The sequence below is a fragment of the Flammeovirga agarivorans genome (assembly GCF_012641475.1).
Taxonomy (GTDB): Bacteria; Bacteroidota; Bacteroidia; order Cytophagales; family Flammeovirgaceae; genus Flammeovirga; species Flammeovirga agarivorans.
Window position 1 is genome coordinate 42,464 of the sequence record NZ_JABAIL010000002.1, and the last position, 22,563, is coordinate 65,026.

18 protein-coding genes are annotated in these 22,563 nt (G+C 33.9%); 7 read left to right on the forward strand and 11 right to left on the reverse strand.

From position 1 onward, the window contains the following. Nucleotides 1–73: 73 nt before the first annotated feature. The 3 genes from rbfA (at nucleotide 74) to HGP29_RS05015 (ending at nucleotide 2,849) form a co-directional block, all read left to right on the forward strand. Complete coding sequence (gene rbfA, locus HGP29_RS05005) at nucleotides 74–469, forward strand: 30S ribosome-binding factor RbfA (protein ID WP_168881276.1); 396 nt, start codon at nucleotides 74–76, stop codon at nucleotides 467–469. Nucleotides 470–507: 38 nt separating this feature from the next. Beyond that, on the forward strand, nucleotides 508–1,920 hold the full coding sequence (locus tag HGP29_RS05010) for a hypothetical protein (RefSeq protein WP_168881277.1): 1,413 nt from the start codon (nucleotides 508–510) through the stop codon (nucleotides 1,918–1,920). A gap of 125 nt (nucleotides 1,921–2,045) precedes the next feature. Beyond that, the gene (locus HGP29_RS05015; RefSeq protein WP_168881278.1) at nucleotides 2,046–2,849 is read left to right on the forward strand and encodes a DUF1338 domain-containing protein; all 804 of its coding nucleotides are present in this window, start codon (nucleotides 2,046–2,048) and stop codon (nucleotides 2,847–2,849) included. 102 nt (nucleotides 2,850–2,951) lie between these two features. On the opposite strand, the gene HGP29_RS05020 is transcribed toward HGP29_RS05015, so the two are convergent. The 4 genes from HGP29_RS05020 to polA form a co-directional block, all read right to left on the reverse strand. After that, nucleotides 2,952–3,920 carry a zinc-binding alcohol dehydrogenase family protein gene (locus tag HGP29_RS05020; protein ID WP_168881279.1) on the reverse strand — a complete coding sequence of 323 codons (969 nt, stop codon included), beginning with the start codon at nucleotides 3,918–3,920 and terminating at the stop codon, nucleotides 2,952–2,954. Between the two features lie 53 nt (nucleotides 3,921–3,973). Further along, nucleotides 3,974–4,447 carry a hypothetical protein gene (locus HGP29_RS05025; protein WP_168881280.1) on the reverse strand — a complete coding sequence of 158 codons (474 nt, stop codon included), beginning with the start codon at nucleotides 4,445–4,447 and terminating at the stop codon, nucleotides 3,974–3,976. Nucleotides 4,448–4,550: 103 nt separating this feature from the next. Continuing rightward, a complete protein-coding gene (locus HGP29_RS05030; protein ID WP_168881281.1) occupies nucleotides 4,551–5,435 on the reverse strand; it encodes a geranylgeranylglycerol-phosphate geranylgeranyltransferase in 885 nt (294 codons plus the stop codon). Nucleotides 5,436–5,439: 4 nt separating this feature from the next. Beyond that, nucleotides 5,440–8,229 (reverse strand): DNA polymerase I, encoded by a 2,790-nt coding sequence (gene polA, locus HGP29_RS05035; RefSeq protein WP_211093206.1) that lies wholly within the window; start codon nucleotides 8,227–8,229, stop codon nucleotides 5,440–5,442. Nucleotides 8,230–8,449: 220 nt separating this feature from the next. On the opposite strand from polA, the gene HGP29_RS05040 reads away from it, so the two are divergent. Beyond that, nucleotides 8,450–10,939: a type ISP restriction/modification enzyme gene (locus HGP29_RS05040; RefSeq protein ID WP_168881283.1), complete on the forward strand. Its 2,490-nt coding sequence runs from the start codon at nucleotides 8,450–8,452 to the stop codon at nucleotides 10,937–10,939. A 5-nt stretch (nucleotides 10,940–10,944) separates the two neighbouring features. On the opposite strand, the gene HGP29_RS05045 is transcribed toward HGP29_RS05040, so the two are convergent. After that, nucleotides 10,945–11,301, reverse strand: a complete 357-nt coding sequence (locus HGP29_RS05045; RefSeq protein WP_168881284.1) for an HIRAN domain-containing protein — start codon at nucleotides 11,299–11,301, stop codon at nucleotides 10,945–10,947. A gap of 167 nt (nucleotides 11,302–11,468) precedes the next feature. Here HGP29_RS05045 and HGP29_RS05050 point away from each other — a divergent pair, with 167 nt between their 5' ends. Together HGP29_RS05050 and HGP29_RS05055 are read left to right on the forward strand one after the other, a co-directional pair. Further along, a complete protein-coding gene (locus HGP29_RS05050; RefSeq protein ID WP_168881285.1) occupies nucleotides 11,469–12,110 on the forward strand; it encodes a DUF1684 domain-containing protein in 642 nt (213 codons plus the stop codon). Nucleotides 12,111–12,302: 192 nt separating this feature from the next. Continuing rightward, the gene (locus HGP29_RS05055; protein WP_168881286.1) at nucleotides 12,303–13,175 is read left to right on the forward strand and encodes a DMT family transporter; all 873 of its coding nucleotides are present in this window, start codon (nucleotides 12,303–12,305) and stop codon (nucleotides 13,173–13,175) included. A gap of 21 nt (nucleotides 13,176–13,196) precedes the next feature. Here HGP29_RS05055 and HGP29_RS05060 read toward each other — a convergent pair whose 3' ends face one another. The 4 genes from HGP29_RS05060 to HGP29_RS05075 form a co-directional block, all read right to left on the reverse strand. Next, nucleotides 13,197–14,123 carry a hypothetical protein gene (locus HGP29_RS05060; RefSeq protein ID WP_168881287.1) on the reverse strand — a complete coding sequence of 309 codons (927 nt, stop codon included), beginning with the start codon at nucleotides 14,121–14,123 and terminating at the stop codon, nucleotides 13,197–13,199. A gap of 142 nt (nucleotides 14,124–14,265) precedes the next feature. Then, on the reverse strand, nucleotides 14,266–14,979 hold the full coding sequence (locus tag HGP29_RS05065; protein WP_168881288.1) for an SPOR domain-containing protein: 714 nt from the start codon (nucleotides 14,977–14,979) through the stop codon (nucleotides 14,266–14,268). 255 nt (nucleotides 14,980–15,234) lie between these two features. After that, nucleotides 15,235–16,038: a PspA/IM30 family protein gene (locus HGP29_RS05070; RefSeq protein ID WP_168881289.1), complete on the reverse strand. Its 804-nt coding sequence runs from the start codon at nucleotides 16,036–16,038 to the stop codon at nucleotides 15,235–15,237. 12 nt (nucleotides 16,039–16,050) lie between these two features. Then, a complete protein-coding gene (locus HGP29_RS05075) occupies nucleotides 16,051–16,443 on the reverse strand; it encodes a CesT family type III secretion system chaperone (RefSeq protein ID WP_168881290.1) in 393 nt (130 codons plus the stop codon). A gap of 279 nt (nucleotides 16,444–16,722) precedes the next feature. Between HGP29_RS05075 and HGP29_RS05080 the strand changes: the two genes are divergently transcribed. Then, on the forward strand, nucleotides 16,723–18,546 hold the full coding sequence (locus HGP29_RS05080) for a glycosyltransferase (protein WP_168881291.1): 1,824 nt from the start codon (nucleotides 16,723–16,725) through the stop codon (nucleotides 18,544–18,546). A 68-nt stretch (nucleotides 18,547–18,614) separates the two neighbouring features. Here HGP29_RS05080 and HGP29_RS05085 read toward each other — a convergent pair whose 3' ends face one another. Continuing rightward, nucleotides 18,615–19,757, reverse strand: a complete 1,143-nt coding sequence (locus HGP29_RS05085) for an acyl-CoA dehydrogenase (protein WP_168881292.1) — start codon at nucleotides 19,755–19,757, stop codon at nucleotides 18,615–18,617. 256 nt (nucleotides 19,758–20,013) lie between these two features. Continuing rightward, entirely contained in the window at nucleotides 20,014–22,515 is a 2,502-nt protein-coding gene (bamA, locus tag HGP29_RS05090) for an outer membrane protein assembly factor BamA (protein ID WP_168881293.1), read from the reverse strand. Nucleotides 22,516–22,563: the final 48 nt, after the last annotated feature.

Here is a 22,563-nt window from a genome sequence, read left to right on the forward strand (position 1 = left end):
GAATTTTGTACTTTCTAACTCAATTGCCCTTAGCAATTGATAGAATACTAATTAAGATATATATCAGTTATTTATGGATAGCAAAAGACAACATAAATTTTCTCGTCTGATTCAAAAGGATTTGGGCGAAATCTTTCAACAAAACTCTGTAGCTATGTTCGGTGGAACATTTATTACAGTAACTCATGTTGAAATTTCTCCAGATCTAGGTCTAGCAAAAGTTTACCTTAGCTTTTTATTAGAAAAAAATCCTGAAGAAAAGGTAAAAGAAATTGATGTTCAGAACAAAACCATAAGAAAGATACTAGCTCAAAGAATTCGTCACCAAGCACGTATTATTCCAGAGTTACGTTTCTATTATGACAATACTGCTGAAGAAGCTGAAAAGATTGAAGATCTATTCAAAGACCTTGATATCCCTGAAGATAAAAAAGGTGAAGATGAAGATGATGATATCTACACAAGATAATTTCTAAACAGCAAACCAAAATACACTTTTAAGCCCTTATGCTTTCATTTTTTAAGATTAACGATCCGCTACGTTTAATTGTACTCTTTATATTATTGGTGATCATAAGATTACCAATTTGGTTAAGTGATATCCCATTACTTACGGAAGAAATACATTGGCTCACGTTAGGAGAAAAATTGGCAGAAGGTAAAGCAATGTACAGAGATGTCTGGGATAACATTGCTCCTTTATCAGCAGGTGTATATTGGTTTGCTGCAAAGTTTCTAGGAGGTTCAAGAACATCTTTATTTGTTATTGCAGCTTTCCTAACCGCTTTACAATCACTTCTCTTCAACTCTATGATGAACAGAAGTGAAGCATACAAGCAAAAGACTTTTATTCCTGGATTTACCTTCCTTATCTTTTCTAATATGAGCTTCGATTTTATGACGCTCTCTCCTGCATTAATCTCTTTAACTTTCTTACTGATGGGATTAAGGAGTTTACTAAGAATGGAAAGAACAGATACTGAACAAAGTATTTTAAATACAGGATTATTTTTTGGGTTAGCTTCTTTAGCCTACCTACCCTCTTTCTCATTTCTATTAATGGGTATTTTTGCCCTAGCATCTTTTAGAGTATCATCCTTCCAACGTTTATTCTTAGCATTTATAGGCTTTACTATTGTCTGGGGAGGATACTTAATCTATTTATATTACATCGAAGCATTACAAAGCTTTATCAAATGTTGTTTCCTATCATTAGGATGGAATGATCATATCTTTATTCAAACTTGGGATCAACTATTAATTCTAATGGTTATTCCAGCCATAATATTTGTTCTTGGCGCTCTGAAGACCTTCTCATATAATGCTTTCGTCAATTCACAGCAATCTATCCAACAAGTGATGCTCATTTGGGTCATTACTGCAATTTTAAGCTTAGTCTTCTCATTATACACAACATCATTTCAGCTGATCCTTTTTGTACCTTCACTTGCTTTCTTTAGTGCACATGAACTTCTATTGATCAGAAGGTCCATGTTTGGTGAATTAACTTTATGGATTTATTCAACAGTATTGTTAGTCATTATGTATGCTACAGCTTTTACTGTTTTACCTAAGAAAATTGAATCACCATATACTAACTCGTTTTCTGTAGAGGTCCCAAATTTTGATGAGTATGGCGAAAAAATTCTGATTTTTGGTGATGATTTCAACTATCTCAAAGAGCATAAATTGGCCACAGGGTATTTGAATTGGGATGTTAGTAAAAACTTTTTTGATAAGATTGACTCCTATGATGAAATCAGAGCGATCTATAATGCATTCGAAGAAGATATGCCCGATGCCATCGTTGACTTAAATGGAAAAGGTGCTGAAGTTTTAGAGTACCTAACGATAATTAAGACTCAATACTCTAAAAATCAACTAGATAATGGCGTAACTATATACGCAAAGATAAAATAATTCACTTTTTCCTTTGGATAATAAGAAGAGGTCGTATATTTGCACTATCAATTAAATGTATTTTTTACATTTACAAAAACACAACACATACTTTACACACCTATTACGTCCATTTTTATAAACACATGGAAAATATCGTTGACCAACTTTGGAATGAGTACATCAAAGTGACTCCTTCCGCTGCGAAAATTCAATCTATTTTCGAAAAAGAAGGAGAAACTGTAGCGAATGATCATATCGCAATTCGTACTTTCAATCACCCTTCTGTAAATGTTGAGCAATTGTCTGCACCTTTTATTGCCATTGGTTATGAAAAGCAAGGAGAATATATTTTCGAGGCAAAAAAACTAAAGGCTGCTCACTACGAACACAGAACTGACAAAGACATGCCTAAAATTTTCATTTCTGAATTAAGGCTTGAACTTTGCTCTGAATTCGTTCAAGAAGTTGCTGATTCTGTAATTGAAGCTTCTGAAGTAAATCATTACAGCAAAAACGAACTACTATTGCAAGGAAGAACTTGGGGACTTCCATCGCATAAAATTTATGAAAGATTACTAGAGGAATCTGAATATGCTGCTTGGATGTATGTATTTGGTTTTAGAGCCAACCACTTCACTATCCACTGTAACAAATTGAATCATTTCGATTCATTAATGGCAGTAAACAATTTCCTTAAAGATAATGGCTTTGAGATGAACACTTCTGGTGGTGAAATCAAAGGGTCTAAAGAGCAGCTACTTGAGCAATCAAGTATTTTAGCTGACAAAATGAATATCGAATTCCAAGAAGGAACTTATGAAATTCCATCTTGTTATTACGAATTCGCAAAGCGCTACCCAATGAAAAACGGGGAGCTATTTGAAGGTTTTATCGCATCGTCTGCTGATAAAATCTTTGAGAGTACTGATACTGTGCTTTCGAAGTAAACACAACGTACGGGAAAACTCCTATTCTAACCAATTCAAATTATTATAGACTTTATTGAACTTAGTAAAAACCCTATCAATTTTTATTGATAGGGTTCTTTTTTATAATACGACTACTATTTTTCCTTTTGCTTTATTGTCTTCCATATACTGATGAGCTTCAGCAACTTCATTTAAGGAGTAAACTTTATCAATATTTAGTTTAATCTCCCCTTTTTCCACTGCTTGAATAAATTCATGGAGCATAGATGTATTGATATTACTTGCTTCTCCCATGTATACCGTCAGTCTACCTAGCGAAGGTATATCTCCCATGGGTTCAAAATGATCGAAAGACCACGAGTTTCCTAAAATCCCTGTCATGCAAACCGTTCCTTTAGTACGGATACATTTCAAGGAATCTTTTAATGTCTGAGTACCTATCAATTCTAAAACTTTATCCACCCCATTAGGGTATTCCTCCTTCAATTTTTGGTAGATCTCTCCATTATCAATAATAACCTTATCAGCTCCATTACTTCTTAAAGTTTGGGACTTCTTTTCATTTCTAGTGGTAGAAACCACTTCAGCTCCTATCACTTTGGCTAATTGACAAGCAAGCATTCCAATAGATGATGTTCCTCCGCGAATTAATAAAACTTCATCTTTCTGAAGTTCTAATGCTTGATGTAAAGATCCCGATACTGTCTGAAACATCTCAGGAATTGCTCCAAGTGTTTCCCAAGACAATGAACTATCAAATGCGAAAACTGAGGAATGTGGAATTAGGGTATATTCTGCATACCCACCATCAAAGAACCTTCCCATACCACCCATTAGTGCCATCACTTTTTGTCCTTTTTGATAAACTCCATCAATATCTTCTTCAACAATTCCGACACATTCAATTCCTTGAATCCTTGGAAATTCTACTCCAGGTGAGTCTCCTCTTCTTGTAAATAACTCTGATCTATTTAATCCAAAGGCTTTCACCTGTATCAGTACATGACCTGTTTTTGATTTTGGCTTTTCTACATCAGTATAAACAATTTGAGTAGGATCTCCTGGTTTTTGGGTGATAGCTGCTTTCATACTTTTAGTTATATTTAATTCAATTCAACAATGTATAGATTACTAGAAAAAACTCACGATGAAAACTCAACAAGTTGTTGAAATATATCTTTTTTGAAAAAACTTTTTCCTGATTTAAAATTGGATGCTGAAATATCAAACTTCACCATTTCTCCATTAAAGGTACAAATACAAACATTGGCCATTCTAACCACGACTTCCTTACCATTTTTATCAATATTTACTGACTCTTTTATCTTAAATGAAATAAGATCAATTTCATTAAATGGAATAAGGGTAATTTTTCTCTCTATTCTCTTATTCAAATAGATACACAAACCCTTATGAAAGACCTCAATATTAATGTTATTGGATTTAATTTTAATACTATGAATAGTATCAAAATCATGAATTCCAGACCTATATGTAAAAGCAGGAGAACCGGAACCTCTCGCTTTTATCTTTTCAAAAAAAGTGAATGGCTCTCCGATATAAGCAGTAATTTTATTATGTAGATTTTGGGTTCTTTCTATTAGATATGTTTTCAAAGTAGTTCAAAATGTGGGATATATAAATATAATAGCATGATAGTAATAATTGAATGGATAACAAAAAAGGTCTATCCTTTTATCATGGATAAACCTTTGTTGATTAGATAAATAGCATTCCTAAAATTCCTGCTATCATATAATATTTTATCATTGCACTCAAGACTGAATAATCTTTTGACTTATTCGCTTTGTAAAGTCTAAACATGATATAGAATGCTGGTATCGACAAGAAAATAAAATAATACTGAAAATATAATTGCGACATTCTTGATATCATTCCAATCGAAATCACGATAAAAAGAACGAACAACATATAAATTAATTTTTTAGTCTTCTGATCACCCCATATTATAGGTAGTGTTTTACAACCAAACTTAGCATCGCCTTCTTTATCTTCTAAATCTTTTATTACTTCTCTGATTAACGAGACAAAAAACGCAAATATTCCGAATTGATATATTGCTTTATTATGTTCTGCAAAGTAAATATTAATCAGAAAAATAGAGATCGAAGTCATAGCAGCAACACTAATATTCCCAATAAATGCTCTCCTTTTTAGATCATTAGAATACAACCACAACCAAAAAGTAACGAAGAAACATACCGTACCTACCTCCTTTGATAGTATTAATCCGATAACAATACCAATAAAATTAAAGATGGTATGCGTAAAAATGGCTACTCGCCTTTTCATTACTTTACCTATTACCTGCTTTTTAGGTTTATTGATAGCATCAATCTTAATATCATAATAATCATTGATGATATACCCTGCTGCCGCAATAAGCATAGTTGATAAGCATAGTAACCAAAATCCGATATCTTGAAACATCAGTTTCCAATCAGATTTTGGGCCAATCAAAAATATTCGTCCCATCCATTGTGTCAGCAGTATGATCAACAGATTTTTGAAACGTATTAATTTTAGGAAGTCTGTAACTCCTATAAAGAATGATTTTTCTGTATTAGGCGTGGTTGCTTGCATTATGTTAGTGTGCTTCTAGCCAGTTTGCACCTTCTCCAACTTCTACCTCTAATGGTACAGCGATCTTGAAGGCACTCTCCATTAATTCTTGAACTTTATTTTTCATCAATTCAAACTCATCTTTGTGTACATCGAAAATCAATTCGTCATGAACTTGCATGATCATTTTTGATTTTAAATCTTGAGTACTCATCCAAGCTTGAATATCTATCATCGCTTTTTTGATAATATCAGCTGCGGTACCTTGAATTGGTGCATTGATGGCGTTTCTTTCTGCCATTCCTCTTACCGTAAAGTTTCTTGAGTTGATATCTCTTAGGTAACGTCTACGTCCCATTAAGGTCTCAACATACTCCACTTCTCTAGCTTTATTGATGACATCATCCATATATTTTTTCACAGATGGAAATTCTTCAAAATATGCATCGATAAGTTGTTTTGCTTCAGATCTTGGAATATCTAACTGCTGAGATAATCCGAACGCTGAAACACCATAGATAATACCAAAGTTAGCTGTTTTAGCTTTTCGTCTCATATCAGAGTCTACCTCAGACTCTTCTACTTTGAATACTTTTGCTGCTGTAGCGGTGTGAATATCTTTACCTTGTTTAAAGGCTTCAATCATAGATGTATCACCACTAAATGCCGCCATAATTCTCAACTCTACTTGAGAGTAATCGGCCGCCATAAATATATAATCTTCATTTCTAGCAACAAACGCCTTTCTTATTTCCTTACCTCTCGAAGATCGTATAGGAATATTTTGTAAGTTAGGATCTGTTGAACTCAAACGTCCAGTTGCTGCTACAGCTTGATTATAAGTAGTATGTACTCTTCCATCTGTTTTGGTTAACTTAGGAAGTGCATCAACATACGTACTTTTTAATTTATTTAGCTGACGGAAATCTAATATTTTCCCAACAATTTCATGCTCTTTTAAACCTTGAAGAATCTCTTCACCTGTAGCATATTGCCCAGTTTTTGTCTTCTTTGGTTTATCAACTAGTTTCATCTTTTCGAATAAGATTACTCCTAATTGCTTTGGTGATGAAATGGTAAACTCTTCACCAGCCAACTGATAAATATCTTTTTCCAGCTCATCGATCTGTTCACCAAGGGTAACAGAATATGTTTCTAAAGAATTTGAATCTAGATTCACCCCTTCTTTTTCCATTAAACGAAGTATCTCCATTAATGGGATTTCCAAATCATTAAATAAAGATTCTACACCTTTTTCACTTAAGATTGGCGAAAGTTTTTCCTTTAATTGTAATGTAACATCTGCATCTTCACATGCATATTCATACACCTCATGAGCAGGAATGTCTCTCATGTTTTTTTGTTTCTTTCCTTTCTTACCTAAAATTGTTTCAATCGAAACGGGTTTATAATTTAAGTAAGCTTCAGAAAGCGTATCCATATTATGACGCTTATCTGGTTCGATAAGGTAATGAGCAAGCATGGTATCAAAGAATGGACCTTTGACTTGAACATCTAAATTGTCTAATACTTGGATATCATATTTTAAATTCTGCCCAATTTTAAGAATTTTCTCATTATTGAAAACTTCAGTAAAATGAGCTAATGTTTTTATTGCTTCCTCTTTTTCTAAAGATAAAGGAACGTAATACCCTTCATCTTTTTTTGTAGAGAAAGAGATACCTACTGGCTGAGCCTCTAGTGAGTCTAAGGATGTGGTTTCAGTATCAAACGCCAATTCTGTCTTGCTTAGAAGGTAATCGGCTAATTCTTTACAACGCTCATCAGAATCAATCAATCTATAGTTTTTATCAATAGTATTAATGTCATCAATACGGATTTCTACAGGAATTTCTTCTGATTCTGTTTCTATTTTTGTTGCTGCTTTAGGTGCTCCTCCAAATAAGGATGTTTGCTCGCCTGGTTTTGGTGCAACTTTCTTAGGTTTTTCACCTGGGAAAACTCTTTGCAATAAAGTCTTAAACTCTAAATCATTAAAGATTTTAACAAGCTCTTCCTTATTTGGTTCTTGAACTTTTAATGCTTCCTCATCAAAAACAACTGGTACATCTAATTTAATTGTAGCCAATTCTTTCGATAAAATTGCTTGCTCTTTATTATCCTGAACTCTTTCTTTTAATTTCCCTTTGAGTTTATCGACATTATCGATAATACCTTCAACAGTAGAATATTCTTTTAATAACTTGACCGCTGTTTTAGGACCAACTCCAGGTACACCTGGGATATTATCTACAGCATCACCTTGAAGGCCTAATAAATCTATAACTTGATCGATTCTATCTAAATCGAATTTTTCTAAAACTTCTTTTGGTCCAAGAATTTCAATTCCTCCTTTTGTTGATGGACGATATAAAAATGTGTTTTCATCTACCAACTGTGCATAATCTTTATCAGGTGTCATCATAAACGTCTGAAACCCGCTAGCTGATGCTTTTTTTGCTAATGTACCAATCACATCATCTGCCTCAAACCCTTCTTTTTCAATTCGTGGGATATTGAAAGCATCAACAATCTTCTTAACAATTGGTATAGCTATTGAAATGTCCTCTGGTGTTTCCTGTCTATTCGCTTTATACTCTTTGTACATTTCATGTCTAAAAGTAGGTGCGGATAAATCAAAAGAAACAGCAATATGTGTTGGATTCTGCTTTTTGAGAATTTCCAAAAGAGAATTTACAAATCCCATAGGGGCACTTGTATTAACTCCTTTAGAATTAATACGTGGATTACGAATTAAAGCGAAGTGGGCACGAAATATAAGTGCCATACCATCAAGCAGAAAAAGTTTTTTCATATTTTTTTTGTTCAAAGGACGAGAACAACTATTAAATTTGCGACGTTTGTCAAAATTCTTGTTTGTGCGAATATACAAAGAGCACACGTAACAATAAGGATTCTAACTAATGATTTTTAATGAAACAACATATCATTCATTGGTATTGAATAAGTTTCATTTCTTTGTATCGGTCTAAAAATTGATCGGTAAAAATGAATATTAATTAAAAGAGAAAGAATTGATAGGAGAAGCAATACAAAGTTTGCAACAACAGTTGCTTTTTGGGGGTGATTTTAAAGCGGAAGTTCAAACAGAAGGTGAACATTTAATCAAGGCCTTTCAAAAGTCATTTTATGCTACATTCGGTGTTGAGGATTTAATTAAAATCATCAGTGAGCACCTTGTAGGGTACCATGTCACTAAGGCTTTAATCAACCCAGAAAATCAAGAGGCCTTATTACAAGACCCTATTTTTATTGCATTTGATCAATTAGTTAATCACCTGTCTGATCAATCTTTCATTCAACAATATTTAACTCCTCTTTCTGATAAAATTAATATCCTGCTCTCCGATGGCTCATCTAAAAGTGATGTTTTCACTCAATTGATGGGACGAGAAGAAGGAGAAGCTCTTCCTAACTATTTTATGGGAATGTTTAAATCATTATTAAGAAAGCATTTAAACAATTCAGGAAGAGACGCTAAATACCTTTACCCTTCGTTTACGTTACCTCCATTTTTGGATAACGAAGCCGCATCCAACACTATGGTATGCTATGATTTATTAGTTTACTATTGGTGTGCTGTTACGATCCCTGCATCTGACCGCTCTTTTGGGAACAGTCTAAGTTTTACTGATATTCAACCACAAGGGCAAAAACACCTTGAATTTCAAGACCAGGATAGTAACCTAAATAAACTAGTCAATCTTAATCGTGACCCTGTACAGATCGTATTTGGAACGATTCAGCAAATGTCTTTAGGAAACAGAACTGCTCATAAGTTTTGGAACAATAAGGTTAAAAAAGCTTTTATTGGTGACCAAAAAAGGAATCCAGTGTCTTATTGGCTTTTATGGGCTAAAGAAAGATTAGGTAATAATGGAATCCTTGTTATCAGAGGAGATCAATCACTTGCTGCTGCTCCAGAATATACTTCATGGAGGAAACAAGTAGCAAAAATCTGTAATAGAGTATACATTCAAGCACATCAATACTCGAATCAGATTGTTTATTGCTTCATTTTTGAACCAAATGATGAGCATGAAGGCGTTTTTTACGCCCCTAGTTATCTAGAAGACTTTTCACCTATCAGTCAAGATTCAGAAGATTGGATCACTCTGTCATCCGAGGAATACAATACGTTTTTATGTCTTCATAGCTTAAAAGAAAAAAGTATTTTCCAAGAAAGCATCCAACCCAGCCAAATTAAGAATAGAACATGGTTTACTGATTTCAATAAACCTCAACTACTTGATAAGCTAAAAGCATATCAGAATGAACAACAGAAATCAAAAGTTTCCAGCTTACCAATTCATAATCATATTCTTGATATTGATGAAAGTAATGTTCTAAAGGTTTACACTAAGCCATTCACAAAAAAATGGGCATATATCCCACCTGTAGAGCTAAAAGCTTGGTCTACATCACATGATGCAGGATTCAACCAAATAAACCCTTCTATCTGTTTAGGTGCAGGAAAGGATTATGGTTTTGAAATTTCATTAGTTCAACATCCTGTGCTTCATGACTTTTTTGAAAGAAAACAAGTTTCAAATATTCTTCCATTAAGAGTATATAAAGAAGATGGTTCTTTCAGAGAAAATGTAAGTGATTGGGCATTGAATCGATTCAAACAGTATTACTTACCAAGGTTGCCAGAACTTGGAGCAAAAAATACAATTTCTTCTATCCACTTCGAGCTTATTGAAGCAATAGAGATTATTAGAAGACACACCTCTAGACTCCCAGTCCTTGATAAATATACCAGACAACTCATCGAGTTATCGGATGATCATGAAGGGAATCTTGAAGACGTTTCTAAAACTTTACATCTACTGAAAAGTAAAATGTTACAGCTTTATCGTGGAGCATCTGAGAAAAAACAAATGCTTCTTGATATTTCTAATGCCTGTAATACCATCAAAAATAAAATTGATGAAATTGAAAAGGTCAAAATAGAAAGGGACCTCAAAGAATCTCAATTAACTAAGGAGAATATTTTCTATTATACTATAGCCATACTAAATCACCCTCTTTATAAAATTGATTATGAAAAGGAACTGATAGCACTGCCGCCAAGGATACCATTACTCAATGATTTTTGGAAATGGTATGCTATAGGAAAAAGACTTTACGATCTTTCTTTAGAACTTAATAAAGAAACTGATATCCAACTATCTATTGTTGAAGGTGATGAGATCGACAAGGAGAATCAATTAAAAATTAACTCCGAACAATATCTAAATAATATTGATCACCTAGAAAACACGACAACTTGGGGTGGAAATAATTCCGTACAGGTTACATTATCTCAATACAGAGAAAGAAAACCACTAAATAAGCAACTTCAAAAGTTCTTTAGTGAGAAAGTAAGCAAAGTGAATTGTATTGAATTAGTTAGAAGTTTAGAGATACAGGTACAAGTAAGTAATTTTATTAAAGACGAAATGCCAGCAACACTCTTTGAAAACAGAGGACCTGCAATTCGTTTAAAAAGAAGAAAATAGACAGGTTAAAGAGTAACTTTATAATTCCATATTCTAAAGAAAACTTTCTTTTGAGTTTCTGCATTAGGGAAAACATCCACTAATTCAGCATAAATGGAAGCACCTTTGTCTATTAATATCGAAATTTTCTCGCTAGATGATTTCGGCACATAACCTATCATCTTAGAATCTGCAAAAACAGCTATTGCATGTTGGTCAAATGGATTGGTAGAATGACGAACCAATTTTAATGGATGACGCATAATTTCCCATTCCTGATCCCATTCAGCATAGTGTCTATATCCTGAAAGGTATCCTTCAAACAATAGTTCTTTTTCTACATTATCTAATAAGTCGTGAGAGTAAGATTTAGGCTTAACCATAATATTTACGTTAGGTAGCTTATAGAAAAATTTACTAGTTCATATTTGCAATATACAATTTTTTATTAATATTATTCAATGCAAATTCATTACATCTTATAAATTATTAGAATAGTTATATATATTTATTCTTATTTTTGCGAGGTAAAAAACATAAAAATTCTATCATGAAACCCTCTAACATCATAAAAATAGTTGTTGCTCTTGTAGTAGTCATATTCTTGGGCAATTCTTTCTTTTCTTCAAATTCTGATAATGGAGAGGTAAAATATACTGAGCGACTAAAAAATGATAGGGACGAAAAAAACAAACTCTTCAAGAGTAAAAAGGGTTCTCCACTATCCGATTTAGATAGAGCTAAGTTTAGCCATCTCAATTATTATGACATAAATATCAAATATAGAGTCATGGCTTCTTTAAAATGGGCCGAAAAACCTAAAGTGATAAAAATTGCCACCACCAAAGAAAAACCAAGGGATTATAAAAAATCAGCCTTTGCAAAATTCTTTATTGATGGTAATGAATACAAGGTCACATTATTACAAGCGGTCATTCCCAACCCAGCTACTAAAGGGTTATTTATGCTGCTATTTAGAGACCTCACTTCCGGTGAAACCACTTATGGGGCAGGGAGGTATATTGAACTTCACAATATCAAAAAAGGACAGATGCAAACACTTATAGACTTCAATGAAGCATACAACCCTTATTGTGCTTACAACGAAGACTATGACTGTCCAATGCCACCTCTTGAGAATCAATTAAATGTAGCAATCGAGGCTGGAGAAAAAAACTATCATGAATTATAAGGATATCTCTCATTAAAATAGTATTTTGAGAGATCTATTTACAGAATAAATTATTGCATATCTTCAATTGGCTTTTTTTAGCCATTGTTAACTGATGTCATTTTGGCTTTTGAAACACTACTAAAAAAACTAGGATATTCAGAAAATAAGGGGGCGTATGTAGAACTCCACTTTTGGATTCTATGCTCAAGTATGATTCCTATTATAAATATCTATATTTCTTTATCATCTGTAGAAATCGTTTTTCTGAGAACATTATCTGCACTAATCATTGTGTTTATTGTTTTAATGATCCAGAAAACTAGCATTAAAGTAAGGATGTCTCATATTCTTATGCTCGTTTTTACAGGTTTTCTGACCGCTATCTATTGGATTCTATTTGTAATAGCGGCCAAGAAGTCGAATACTTCAGTAACATTAGTTGGGGTTGCCACTACTCCTATTTGGGTTAGTTTTATCTATCCTGTTATTTCTAAAAAGAAGCCTACATTTATTGAGGTTATGACAGGACTTTCAGCCCTTTTCGGGGTTTATATGATCTTCAGCTCTGGATTTGCATACAGTGAAGGAATGTTTGCCGCAATCTTAGCCGCTTTTTTTGCTGCAATTGTAACTATTTTAACTTCTAAATTCTCAAAAAGGTATCACTACTTGGTAATTACATTCTACCAAATGTGTGGAGCATTCTTTGCTACAGCAGCCTTTCTACCTTATTATTTGAAGTTTGTAAAGATGGAAGTATTCAGTATGCCTACAAGTTTAGATATTATATTAATTCTAATTTTAGCCATTGTCTTCTCCATCATTGCTTATAGCTCTATCGTTAAAGTGATGATAAAAATATCTCCATTTAGCGTTTCATTAGCTAATAATTTATCTCCTATTTATGGAGGGGTAATCGCCTACCTTTTCTTTGGTGATAGTGAATTGATGGATATTTATTTTTATGGTGGAGCTTTTCTAATTGCATTTGCAATATTAGCCATGCCATTAGCTAAGTTTATTTTCAGATTAGATGAATTAGGTCCTTCTGCTTCACCTCCGAAACCAAAAGCCAGCGAATAGTACATTCACAATAAATTCCTCCTATCTGATTTTACTGATCAATTCATTTGTCGTTAAACTCAACACGAGGAGAACACAAACGGAAAGCGTACCAAAAATTACTGCGATCCACCTACTGTATGACATCCAAAGGTCTTTTGAGCCTTTTGCTTTGTGATACATCTTATCAGACAGGTCGATAATATCCTCTGTATTATTTTGTAAGGTTAAAGTCAGTCCAACATCTCCTCTAAAGCCAATACGGTCATCGACTTGAACAATGCGAAGAAGAATTGAGTTATACCTTCTAAGGTGATTTAAAATATTATGCTTTCTTCCCTCAGGTAATTCCATTGCTCTTACTTCCTTTTGTATCGTATGATTTACCTGACGAATCTTATAAAAGTCGGCAGTATCAGCAGAAAGAAGGTAACTCTTCTCTAACAACCTCATTTCCTCTAAAAGAACATTATTTACATAAGGATCTTCCTGTAAGGCCTTGGTCCTTTTCTGCAAGTCACCAATCATTCCTGAAGTCTGAGAACCTCTATACTTTAATTGAGTAACAATCTTTGAGAATGTTTTTCTATGTTTGGTCAGTAGATCTGAATAAAGTGTTAGATCTTCCTCATAAGAAATTTTCCATGAGTCGTCACTATTCATGACGTTCTGAACATAGTCTTCTAGGTGTTTATCAATTTTGTGATACTCATTCATAATTGGCGTAGCCTGTCTTGATTTATGGAACTCCTCATAATGGGCTTCATAGGAAAGAAATTCTTGGGCAGCCAATGTCATTTTCATCGTCATTTGACGAAGATCAATTACTTTTTCTACTATTACATCTTGATCCTCTATTTGACGGAATGCAGAAAAGTTACTTACAGCAATGATGAAACATGCCACAAAGTAAACATAGTACCAACGGACTACTTTTCTCCAAGTATATGATAGTGTATTTTTCTTCACAATAAGACGACAAAAAATTAAGTGTTATCACTTAAAGATAAATTCTCATTTAATTGAGCAATAAATATTCCATAATCTTACAAATTAAAAAAGGGAATGATATAACTCATTCCCTCTTTTATTATATAAATCAAATGTAATATTAGTGTTGTACTAAAATTGCATTTTTCTCATCGTCATTTCTACCAATTTTCTTAAAGTTCTCTAAGTAAACTTTAGCTTGATCTTGGTACTTCAATGAACCATATACTACACTGTAAATTTGCTGACCGTTTTGCTCAGTTACTTTTACATAAGTTTTCCACATTTTATAAAAGTCTTGAAATTTCTCAGCATATCCTTGTGCATCACAAAGACTCTTAGTAGAGTAAACTTGAACACCCCAACCGTGAGAAATAATTTGGCTGCTTAAGTCAACAAAATATGTTTTATTATTTTGTAATTTACCTTGTCTGCTACTACATCCAGCACTATTTGCAGGCATGTTTGCACCACTAGACACTGCAGTTCCACCTGTAGCTGCTGCTGAAGAAGCACTTTCTAAAGCTGCAATTAATTCTTCGTTTTCTTTTTCTAATTCGTCTACTTCAGATTTAAGATTTCCGTTTTCTTTTTGTAATGCACTTACATCATTCTTTAAACCTTCCATTTCATAAGTCAATTGCTCATTCATAGATTTTAAAGAGTTCGCTTTCTGCTCCATTTCCATCTTACCCTTTCTTAACTCAGAATTTTCAGTAGTTAATTGGGCATTCATTTGTTTTAATTTTTTCTTGCTTTGTGCGAAAGAAGGAGTTGCAATTAATAATGCCGCAAATACAATTGCTACAGAGTAAACGTGTTTTGTAAATTTCATTCTATTGGGATTATAGATACTATTCTAAATGAGTTAAAATTAATACTTATTATAGGTAAATACGCTTCCTACTATATTAAATTAATCAACGATAATATAAAACTAATCATATTCATTTAATTATCCATTATCGTAATTCAAAATATTTCGTTCTACATAAAAAAATACTCACTTTATTGCGCCTGATTTAACTATTTAAAGTTATTTCTGCACTATAAAACGAGTATTTATATGTGTAGTACGATTATTTATCGACTAGTCGTTTTTCAACTGCTGCTTCAATTTGTCCAATTCTGACATCTGACCACTATCAGTGTTATCAGAACCAGTAGCTTTGTTTTCTTCAGTAGAAGAACCTGCTCCTAATCTCATCTTTTCTTTCAATTCTTCTAAGGCTAACGAAGAAGAACCAGAACCCGGACCAATCGCTTTATTAATCTCCTCATCTACAGATACATTTGCATCTGCAATATCTCCATAGGATTCTGCTAAAGCTTCTTGAGATTCTACTTTATCTTTCATTCTCTCTAACATCGCAACAGTACTTGATGAATCAATGCTAGCCAATTGCTTATTAATTTTAGAAGAAGCTTCAGATACTTTCGCTCTTGCTTTTAATGTTTTCGCTTCATTCTCCCATTGAGAGATTTGTGATTTTAAACGCTGAACATTCTGCTCCATTTTAGCTACCTGAGAATCATTTTGAGAAACCATCTTCTCATGAGACGCAGCCGCTTGGGCAGCTTGTTCTTTTTTATTTAATGCTTCAGTTGCTAAACGATCAGCTTCTGCAGTATCTAACTGTCCTGATTGAGCTTTCTGTAATAATAAAACAGCTTTACGCTCCCAATCTCCTGCAGCTTGCTTATGTTGTTCGTATTCTTTTCTCGTACGGATTGAAATCGCTTTTACCTGAGCCAATCCTTGTAAACTTTGATCTAGGTCTTTTTTAAGATCTCTAATCCCTTGATCAGTCATTTTAATAGGATCTTCCAAACTATCCATTGCTGAGTTGGTTTCAGCAGATATCCACCCAAAGAGTCTTTTAAATATTGACATAATTTCTTAAATCTAGTTTTGTGCGTAATCTAACAACATTCCGTAATTCTCTCCTATCACTAATTTAAGTGCATTAAGAGTACCTTCTAATTCGTTTTCATCGAGATTTTCTAACTCTAAAGTATCTCTATATAACAAACGATTTCCTTCTGCATCAATTACAAATGCTCCGTGCACGAAATTTCTATTTTTCTCAAGTAATGTTCTGTAGAATTCGGGCTTTTCATTTTTGAGATCAATCAAATGCATCTCAACGATTAGTATGGGATCTTCACAGTCTACTACTACATTTAATAATCCTTCTTCCTCATCTGAAATGATAAAAAGCTCTTCTTGTGGGTCCTCGCTTTTGATATCATAACCAAGATTTAATAGGTAGCTTTTAACCTTATCAAAGTTATTCATTACGTGTTAATTAAGTTTAATGATAATAATATTTACGAATATAAAAGATTTTTGATACGATAAAAGGGGAAAATCTTATTTATTTATCAATATGTGATTAATCATCAATCATTTATAATTGTTTAATTTTTGAAAAATATGACAATTACTTACTAATAATAAATAATATTACTCCAATAATTTAATCTTTAAATTATAATTCAAAACAAGTTACTATATTTGTTGCAATCGGTTGAATAAACAAAACTTTTTCGTTCTACAACTATCAACTAATATTGTATGCCTAAAAATATTCATTTAAAAGATAATCCTGTCTTAATTGAGGGTGCTTGGGAGGTGTGTAACCAAGTTGGAGGTATTTATACCGTAATAAAATCCAAAATCCTTAATGTATTAAGCACTTTTGGAGATGAAAACTATTGCTTGATCGGGCCTTACGTAAGCAACAACATATCAGCAATCTTCGACCCCATCTCTGATGACGGAGATGACTTAATATCCAGAACTGTACGATCACTAAGAAGTAAAGGCTATGAGGTTCACTATGGTAGATGGTTAGTTTCTGGCCGTCCAAAAGTAGTCTTATTCAAGCCTTATAACGAAGCCTGGAAACTTACTGATATCAAAAAGTCATTATGGGAATCACACAACATCCCATCTTTTGATGGAGATGACCTATTTGACCAAACAATTATGTTATCCAGCCAGATGACAGACTTTTTTACAGAATTAGACGCTGTAAATAATGGCGAAAGAAAAATTCTTGCACACATGCATGAATGGATGGCTGGTATTCCTATCCCAGAAATAAGAAGAAAAGGTCTTAATATTCAAACGGTATTTACAACTCATGCTACTTTGTTAGGTCGTTATCTTGCAATGAACGACCCTGAGTTTTACACTAACTTAGAAAAAGGCACTTACAATTGGGCAAAAGAAGCCGAGCATTTTAACATCAAACCTCAGGTAAGTATTGAAAGAGCTGCAGCACACGGAGCACATACTTTCTCTACTGTAAGTAGGTTAACTGCTGTTGAGTGTAAATATTTATTGGGACGAGAAATTAATGCAATTGTACCAAACGGTATCAATATCCATAAGTTTGAGGCACTGCATGAATCTCAAAACCTTCACCAGAGATATAAAGAGAAGATTCACGAATTTGTGATGGGTCACTTCTTCCAATCTTACTCTTTTGATTTAAACAACACGCTTTATTTCTTTACTTCTGGTAGATATGAGTACAAGAACAAAGGGTTCGATCTTACATTAGAAGCTTTAGCTCGATTAAACCACAAGTTAAGAGCAAATAATATAGATAAGACGGTAATCACGTTCTTCATTACTAAACAAGATTACAATTCAATTAATCCTATTGAGTTAGAGTCTAGAGCGGTTCTTGGTGAAATCAGAAAGATTTGTGATGCTATGGAGAAAAGTGTCGGTGAACGACTTTTCTATATCGCATCAAAAGGAGATGTAACTGAAACTCCAACCATCGAAGAATTAATTCCAGAAAGTTTACGTCTTCAATTAAGAAGAACTGTACAATCTTGGAAAACATCTCGACTTCCTTTCATTACTACTCATAATTTAAAGGATGACAATAAGGACGATATTCTAAACTTTGCTAGAAAGTCTGGTTTATTAAACTATGAAGGTGATAAAGTTAAGCTTGTTTACCATCCTGACTTTGTTTCGTCTATGAACCCATTGTTTGGAATTGACTATGATGAGTTTGTAAGAGGATGTCATTTAGGTGTCTTCCCTTCTTATTATGAGCCATGGGGTTACACTCCAATGGAATGTGTTGCAAGAGGCATACCTGCCGTAACTTCTGACTTAGCAGGTTTTGGAGATTTCGTTATCAATGACTTGAAGAGAACTAAAGTTGAAGGCATTGAAGTAATCCACCGTAAGCATAGCGATTACTCACATTCTGCTGAAGAACTTGCGAACTATCTATATGATTTCGTTACTATGGATAGAAGAGACCGTATTTCTCAAAGAAATATTGTTGAGCAGTCTTCTTATCATTTTGATTGGAATGAGCTATACGACTATTATTTAGAAGCATACAACCTTACATTAGGAAATGACTAAATAATGTTCTTATATATAAAAAAGGCGATGATTAATTCTAATCATCGCCTTTTTTGATTACCTCTTACTTAATCTTTTAATACACTTCTTGAGATAACAATCTTCTGAATCTCAGATGTACCTTCATATATCTGTGTGATTTTCGCGTCTCTCATCAAACGTTCTACATGGTACTCTTTTACATAACCGTAACCACCATGTATTTGAACAGCTTCTACAGTTACATCCATAGCTACTTCGGAAGCATATAATTTTGCCATTGCAGATGCCTCAGAAAAATCTTGTCCTTGATCTTTAAGCCAAGCTGCTTTATATACTAGCATGCGAGCTGCTTCAATTTTTGTAGCCATATCAGCTAACTTGAATGCAATCGCTTGATGTTCACAGATAGGCTTACCAAATGTTTTTCTTTCTTTAGAGTACTTTAGAGCTAGTTCATAAGCACCTGCTGCAATTCCTAATGCTTGTGCAGCAATACCTATTCTACCTCCATTCAAAGTACCCATAGCGAATTTAAAACCAAAGCCATCTTCGCCTACTCTATTTTCCTTAGGTACTTTTACATCTGTAAAACTCAACATATGAGTATCTGATCCTCTAATACCTAATTTATCTTCTTTTTTACCTACCACAAAACCATCCATTCCCTTTTCGACGATAAGGCAGTTAATACCCTTATGCCCTTTTGAACGGTCAGTCTGAGCGATCACTAGATATATTGAAGCAGAGTTACCATTAGTAATCCAATTCTTTGTGCCATTTAATAAATAATGGTCACCCATATCTATCGCTTCTGTAGTTTGGGAAGTAGCGTCACTACCTGCTTCTGGTTCTGACAAACAGAAGGCTCCTATCGCTTCTCCACTTGCCAGCTTCGTTAAATATTTCTGCTTTTGTTCTTCAGTACCGAACTTTTCAAGACCCCAACATACCAAAGAATTGTTGACAGACATTGCTACTGAAGCAGAAGCATCTATTTTGGAAATCTCTTCCATAGCAACAACGTAGGAAACAGTATCCATACCGCCTCCCCCATACTTGGGATCTACCATCATTGACATAAAGCCAAGTTCGCCCATTTGTCTTACTTGTTCAGCAGGGAATCGTTGTTCGGTATCTCTTTCTATGACACCTGGTAATAATTCGTTTTGTGTAAAATCACGAGCAGCATCTTTTACTGCTAACTGCTCTTCTGTTAGTTCAAAATTCATGTGTTGAAATTGGTATTTTAGGTGTGTTTATTGTGAATGTTTTATCAAATATAAAAATTGAAAGGACAATTCAGAATAAAAATGAATATTTTCTCATTTATTATTACAAAATGAGATAAGAGATTGTTTAGGAGTGAAATACAATAATATTCTGCATAAAAAAAGCCTTTATGATGAAATCACAAAGGCTTTTCTCTAAAGATCAAAATGATATTTTATCGATCTGATATTTTAAAGTATAAATAATTTATACGAATTATCTTAACTGTTGACCAATTGTAAAGTGGAATTGGCTACCACTAATATCTCTTTGACCAGGAGGGGCATCGAAACCATAAGCCCAGTCAATACCTAACATACCAAATGCAGGCATGAAGATTCTAGCACCAAAACCAGCTGACTTATACATGTCAAATGGGTTAAACTCATCAAGTGATGCCCAGTTATTACCACCTTCCATGAAACCAAGTAGATAAATGGTTGCTGCCGGGTTAAGTGAAACTGGATAACGAAGTTCCATTACGTACTTGTTGTAAACAACACCACCGAGACCTTCTGTTTCGTAAGGTACAATTGAGTTGTTTTCGTAACCTCTCAAACCAATTGTCTCAGTACCTAATAGTGCGTATTGTTGTGTCAGACCATCACCACCCATAATGAATCTTTCAAATGGCCCTAGGCCTTTATCTTGATTGTAGGCTGCTAAGAAACCAATATGTGCTCTAGCTGCTAATACTAAGTCACCAATAATCGCTTGGTACCATGCATTATCAAACATCCACTTATTGTATTCCACCCACTTGTAACGCTCTTCATCGGTAATATTAGGGTCAGAATAATCCTTATCTGTCAATAATGAGTAAGGAGGAGTTAAACTAATACTTAATGAAACTTGAGAACCTCTACGTGGATAGGTAGGTGCATCAATCGAGTTTCTTGAAATTGTAGTATTGAATGTCAGGTTATATGATTTACCATTGTTGTAATCACCAAAACCTGTTGCATACCAGTTATTCAAATCATACACTAGGAATGATAACGAGTTACTCATTGTAAACCAGTCATCAGGCCATTGTAAACGTCTACCTAATGCTACAGTAGCTGCGTTAATACCTAAACTACCGATTTTAACATCACCACTATATGAGTTCTGGTTTGAGTAGTTATAACTCACCGTTAATGAGTTTGGCTTACGACCACCTAACCAAGGTTCTGTAAATGAAATAGAGTATGTTTGATATTGAATACCTGACGCTTGAACTCTAAGTTGTAAACGTTGACCATCACCTGCTGGTAAAGGACGCCACTTAGAGAAGTCACCTACATTTCTTAATGAGAAGTTGTTAAATACTAGACCTACAGTACCTACGAAACCATAGTAACCACCCCAACCACCAGAAAGTTCGATCTGGTCATTTGCCTTTTCTGTTAATCCATATTGGATATCCACAGTACCATTAGACATATTAGGTTTAGGTTGAATATCGATTGTCTCAGGGTCAAAGTAACCTAGTGTCGAAAGTTCACGTTGCGTTCTAATTAAGTCTGCTCTTGAGAACTTCTGTCCTGGTAAGGTTCTTACCTCTCTGTAAATTACGTGATCTGAAGTTTTTGTGTTACCATTAACGATAATCTTTGACACATAAGCTTGCTCACCTTCAAAGATTCTCATTTCAATATCCACAGAGTCACCTGTTACAAGTACTTCTGTTGGAGTAACACTAAAGAATAAATAACCATCATCCATATATAATGCAGAGATATCGGCACCATTAGGGTTGAATGATAAACGCTTATTTAATTCTGTTGTATTGTAAACATCGCCCTTTGTGATACCTAGTACTCTTGCTAATTGCTCATCAGAGTACTTATAGTTACCAGACCAAGTGATATTTCTGTAGAAATACTGCTGACCTTCGTAGATATCCATATCGATGCTAACCATACTTTCAGCAACATCATAAACAGAATCTCTTAAAATTTCAGCATCTCTATAACCTTCTTCGTTATAATATTCGACTAAACTCTTTTTATCGTTTTTGTATTCTTCATCAATAAATTTTGATGGAGTGAAGATTCTACCAAAACGCTTCTCTTTCGTCTTCTTTAATTTACGCTTAACTTTTTTCTCAGTAAGTTTTTCAACACCTACAAGATTAATTTCTTCAATCTTAACCTTCTGCTTTTTGTTTACGTCAATTCGTAAAACAACACTGTTAGCTAATACTGGGTCTTTTTCTTTTACGATTTTAACCTCAGTATTTCTGAAACCTTTTTCAGCATAGTGGTCTTTGATCACATTTTGGGTATTACGTATCATTGATTCTGTTACGATTCTACCTCTAACTAATTGTACTTTATCAGTAAGTGTCTTGGCTTGTCCTTTCTTAATTCCTTCAAAGTAGAATTTTGAAAGTTTAGGACGTTCTTTCAAGGCAATCTGTAAATAGATATCACTTCCTTGAATCTCTGTGATATTAATTTGAACATCACCAACGATACCCAGTTTCCAAAGTTTCTTAACGGCTTTACTAATTCCATCTCCAGGAATTTTGATTTTCTCACCAACTTTAAATCCAGCGATGTTGATTAATGCATTTTTGTCGTTGAAGTCAGCTCCAACCACATCAATACCCGCGATTGTATACTCTACAGGAGTACCATAATCTACGTTATACTTATTACTTTGGGACCCATAATTGGTACCAAATTGAGCATAAGATGTTGTAATTGCGAATGTCCAAATTGAGATGAACATAAACAGCTTTAGCACTGTTTTCTTAGTTGATATCATGCGTCTTGCTAG

Bases quoted from the DNA above. Each gene is read 5' to 3' on its own strand.
- rbfA (WP_168881276.1), top strand. From the start codon at position 74: ATGGATAGCAAAAGACAACATAAATTTTCTCGTCTGATTCAAAAGGAT.
- HGP29_RS05010 (WP_168881277.1), top strand. From the start codon at position 508: ATGCTTTCATTTTTTAAGATTAACGATCCGCTACGTTTAATTGTACTC.
- HGP29_RS05015 (WP_168881278.1), top strand. From the start codon at position 2,046: ATGGAAAATATCGTTGACCAACTTTGGAATGAGTACATCAAAGTGACT.
- HGP29_RS05020 (WP_168881279.1), bottom strand. From the start codon at position 3,920: ATGAAAGCAGCTATCACCCAAAAACCAGGAGATCCTACTCAAATTGTT.
- HGP29_RS05030 (WP_168881281.1), bottom strand. From the start codon at position 5,435: ATGCAAGCAACCACGCCTAATACAGAAAAATCATTCTTTATAGGAGTT.
- polA (WP_211093206.1), bottom strand. From the start codon at position 8,229: ATGAAAAAACTTTTTCTGCTTGATGGTATGGCACTTATATTTCGTGCC.
- HGP29_RS05045 (WP_168881284.1), bottom strand. From the start codon at position 11,301: ATGGTTAAGCCTAAATCTTACTCTCACGACTTATTAGATAATGTAGAA.
- HGP29_RS05050 (WP_168881285.1), top strand. From the start codon at position 11,469: ATGAAACCCTCTAACATCATAAAAATAGTTGTTGCTCTTGTAGTAGTC.
- HGP29_RS05055 (WP_168881286.1), top strand. From the start codon at position 12,303: ATGATTCCTATTATAAATATCTATATTTCTTTATCATCTGTAGAAATC.
- HGP29_RS05065 (WP_168881288.1), bottom strand. From the start codon at position 14,979: ATGAAATTTACAAAACACGTTTACTCTGTAGCAATTGTATTTGCGGCA.
- HGP29_RS05070 (WP_168881289.1), bottom strand. From the start codon at position 16,038: ATGTCAATATTTAAAAGACTCTTTGGGTGGATATCTGCTGAAACCAAC.
- HGP29_RS05075 (WP_168881290.1), bottom strand. From the start codon at position 16,443: ATGAATAACTTTGATAAGGTTAAAAGCTACCTATTAAATCTTGGTTAT.
- HGP29_RS05080 (WP_168881291.1), top strand. From the start codon at position 16,723: ATGCCTAAAAATATTCATTTAAAAGATAATCCTGTCTTAATTGAGGGT.
- HGP29_RS05085 (WP_168881292.1), bottom strand. From the start codon at position 19,757: ATGAATTTTGAACTAACAGAAGAGCAGTTAGCAGTAAAAGATGCTGCT.
- bamA (WP_168881293.1), bottom strand. From the start codon at position 22,515: ATGTTCATCTCAATTTGGACATTCGCAATTACAACATCTTATGCTCAA.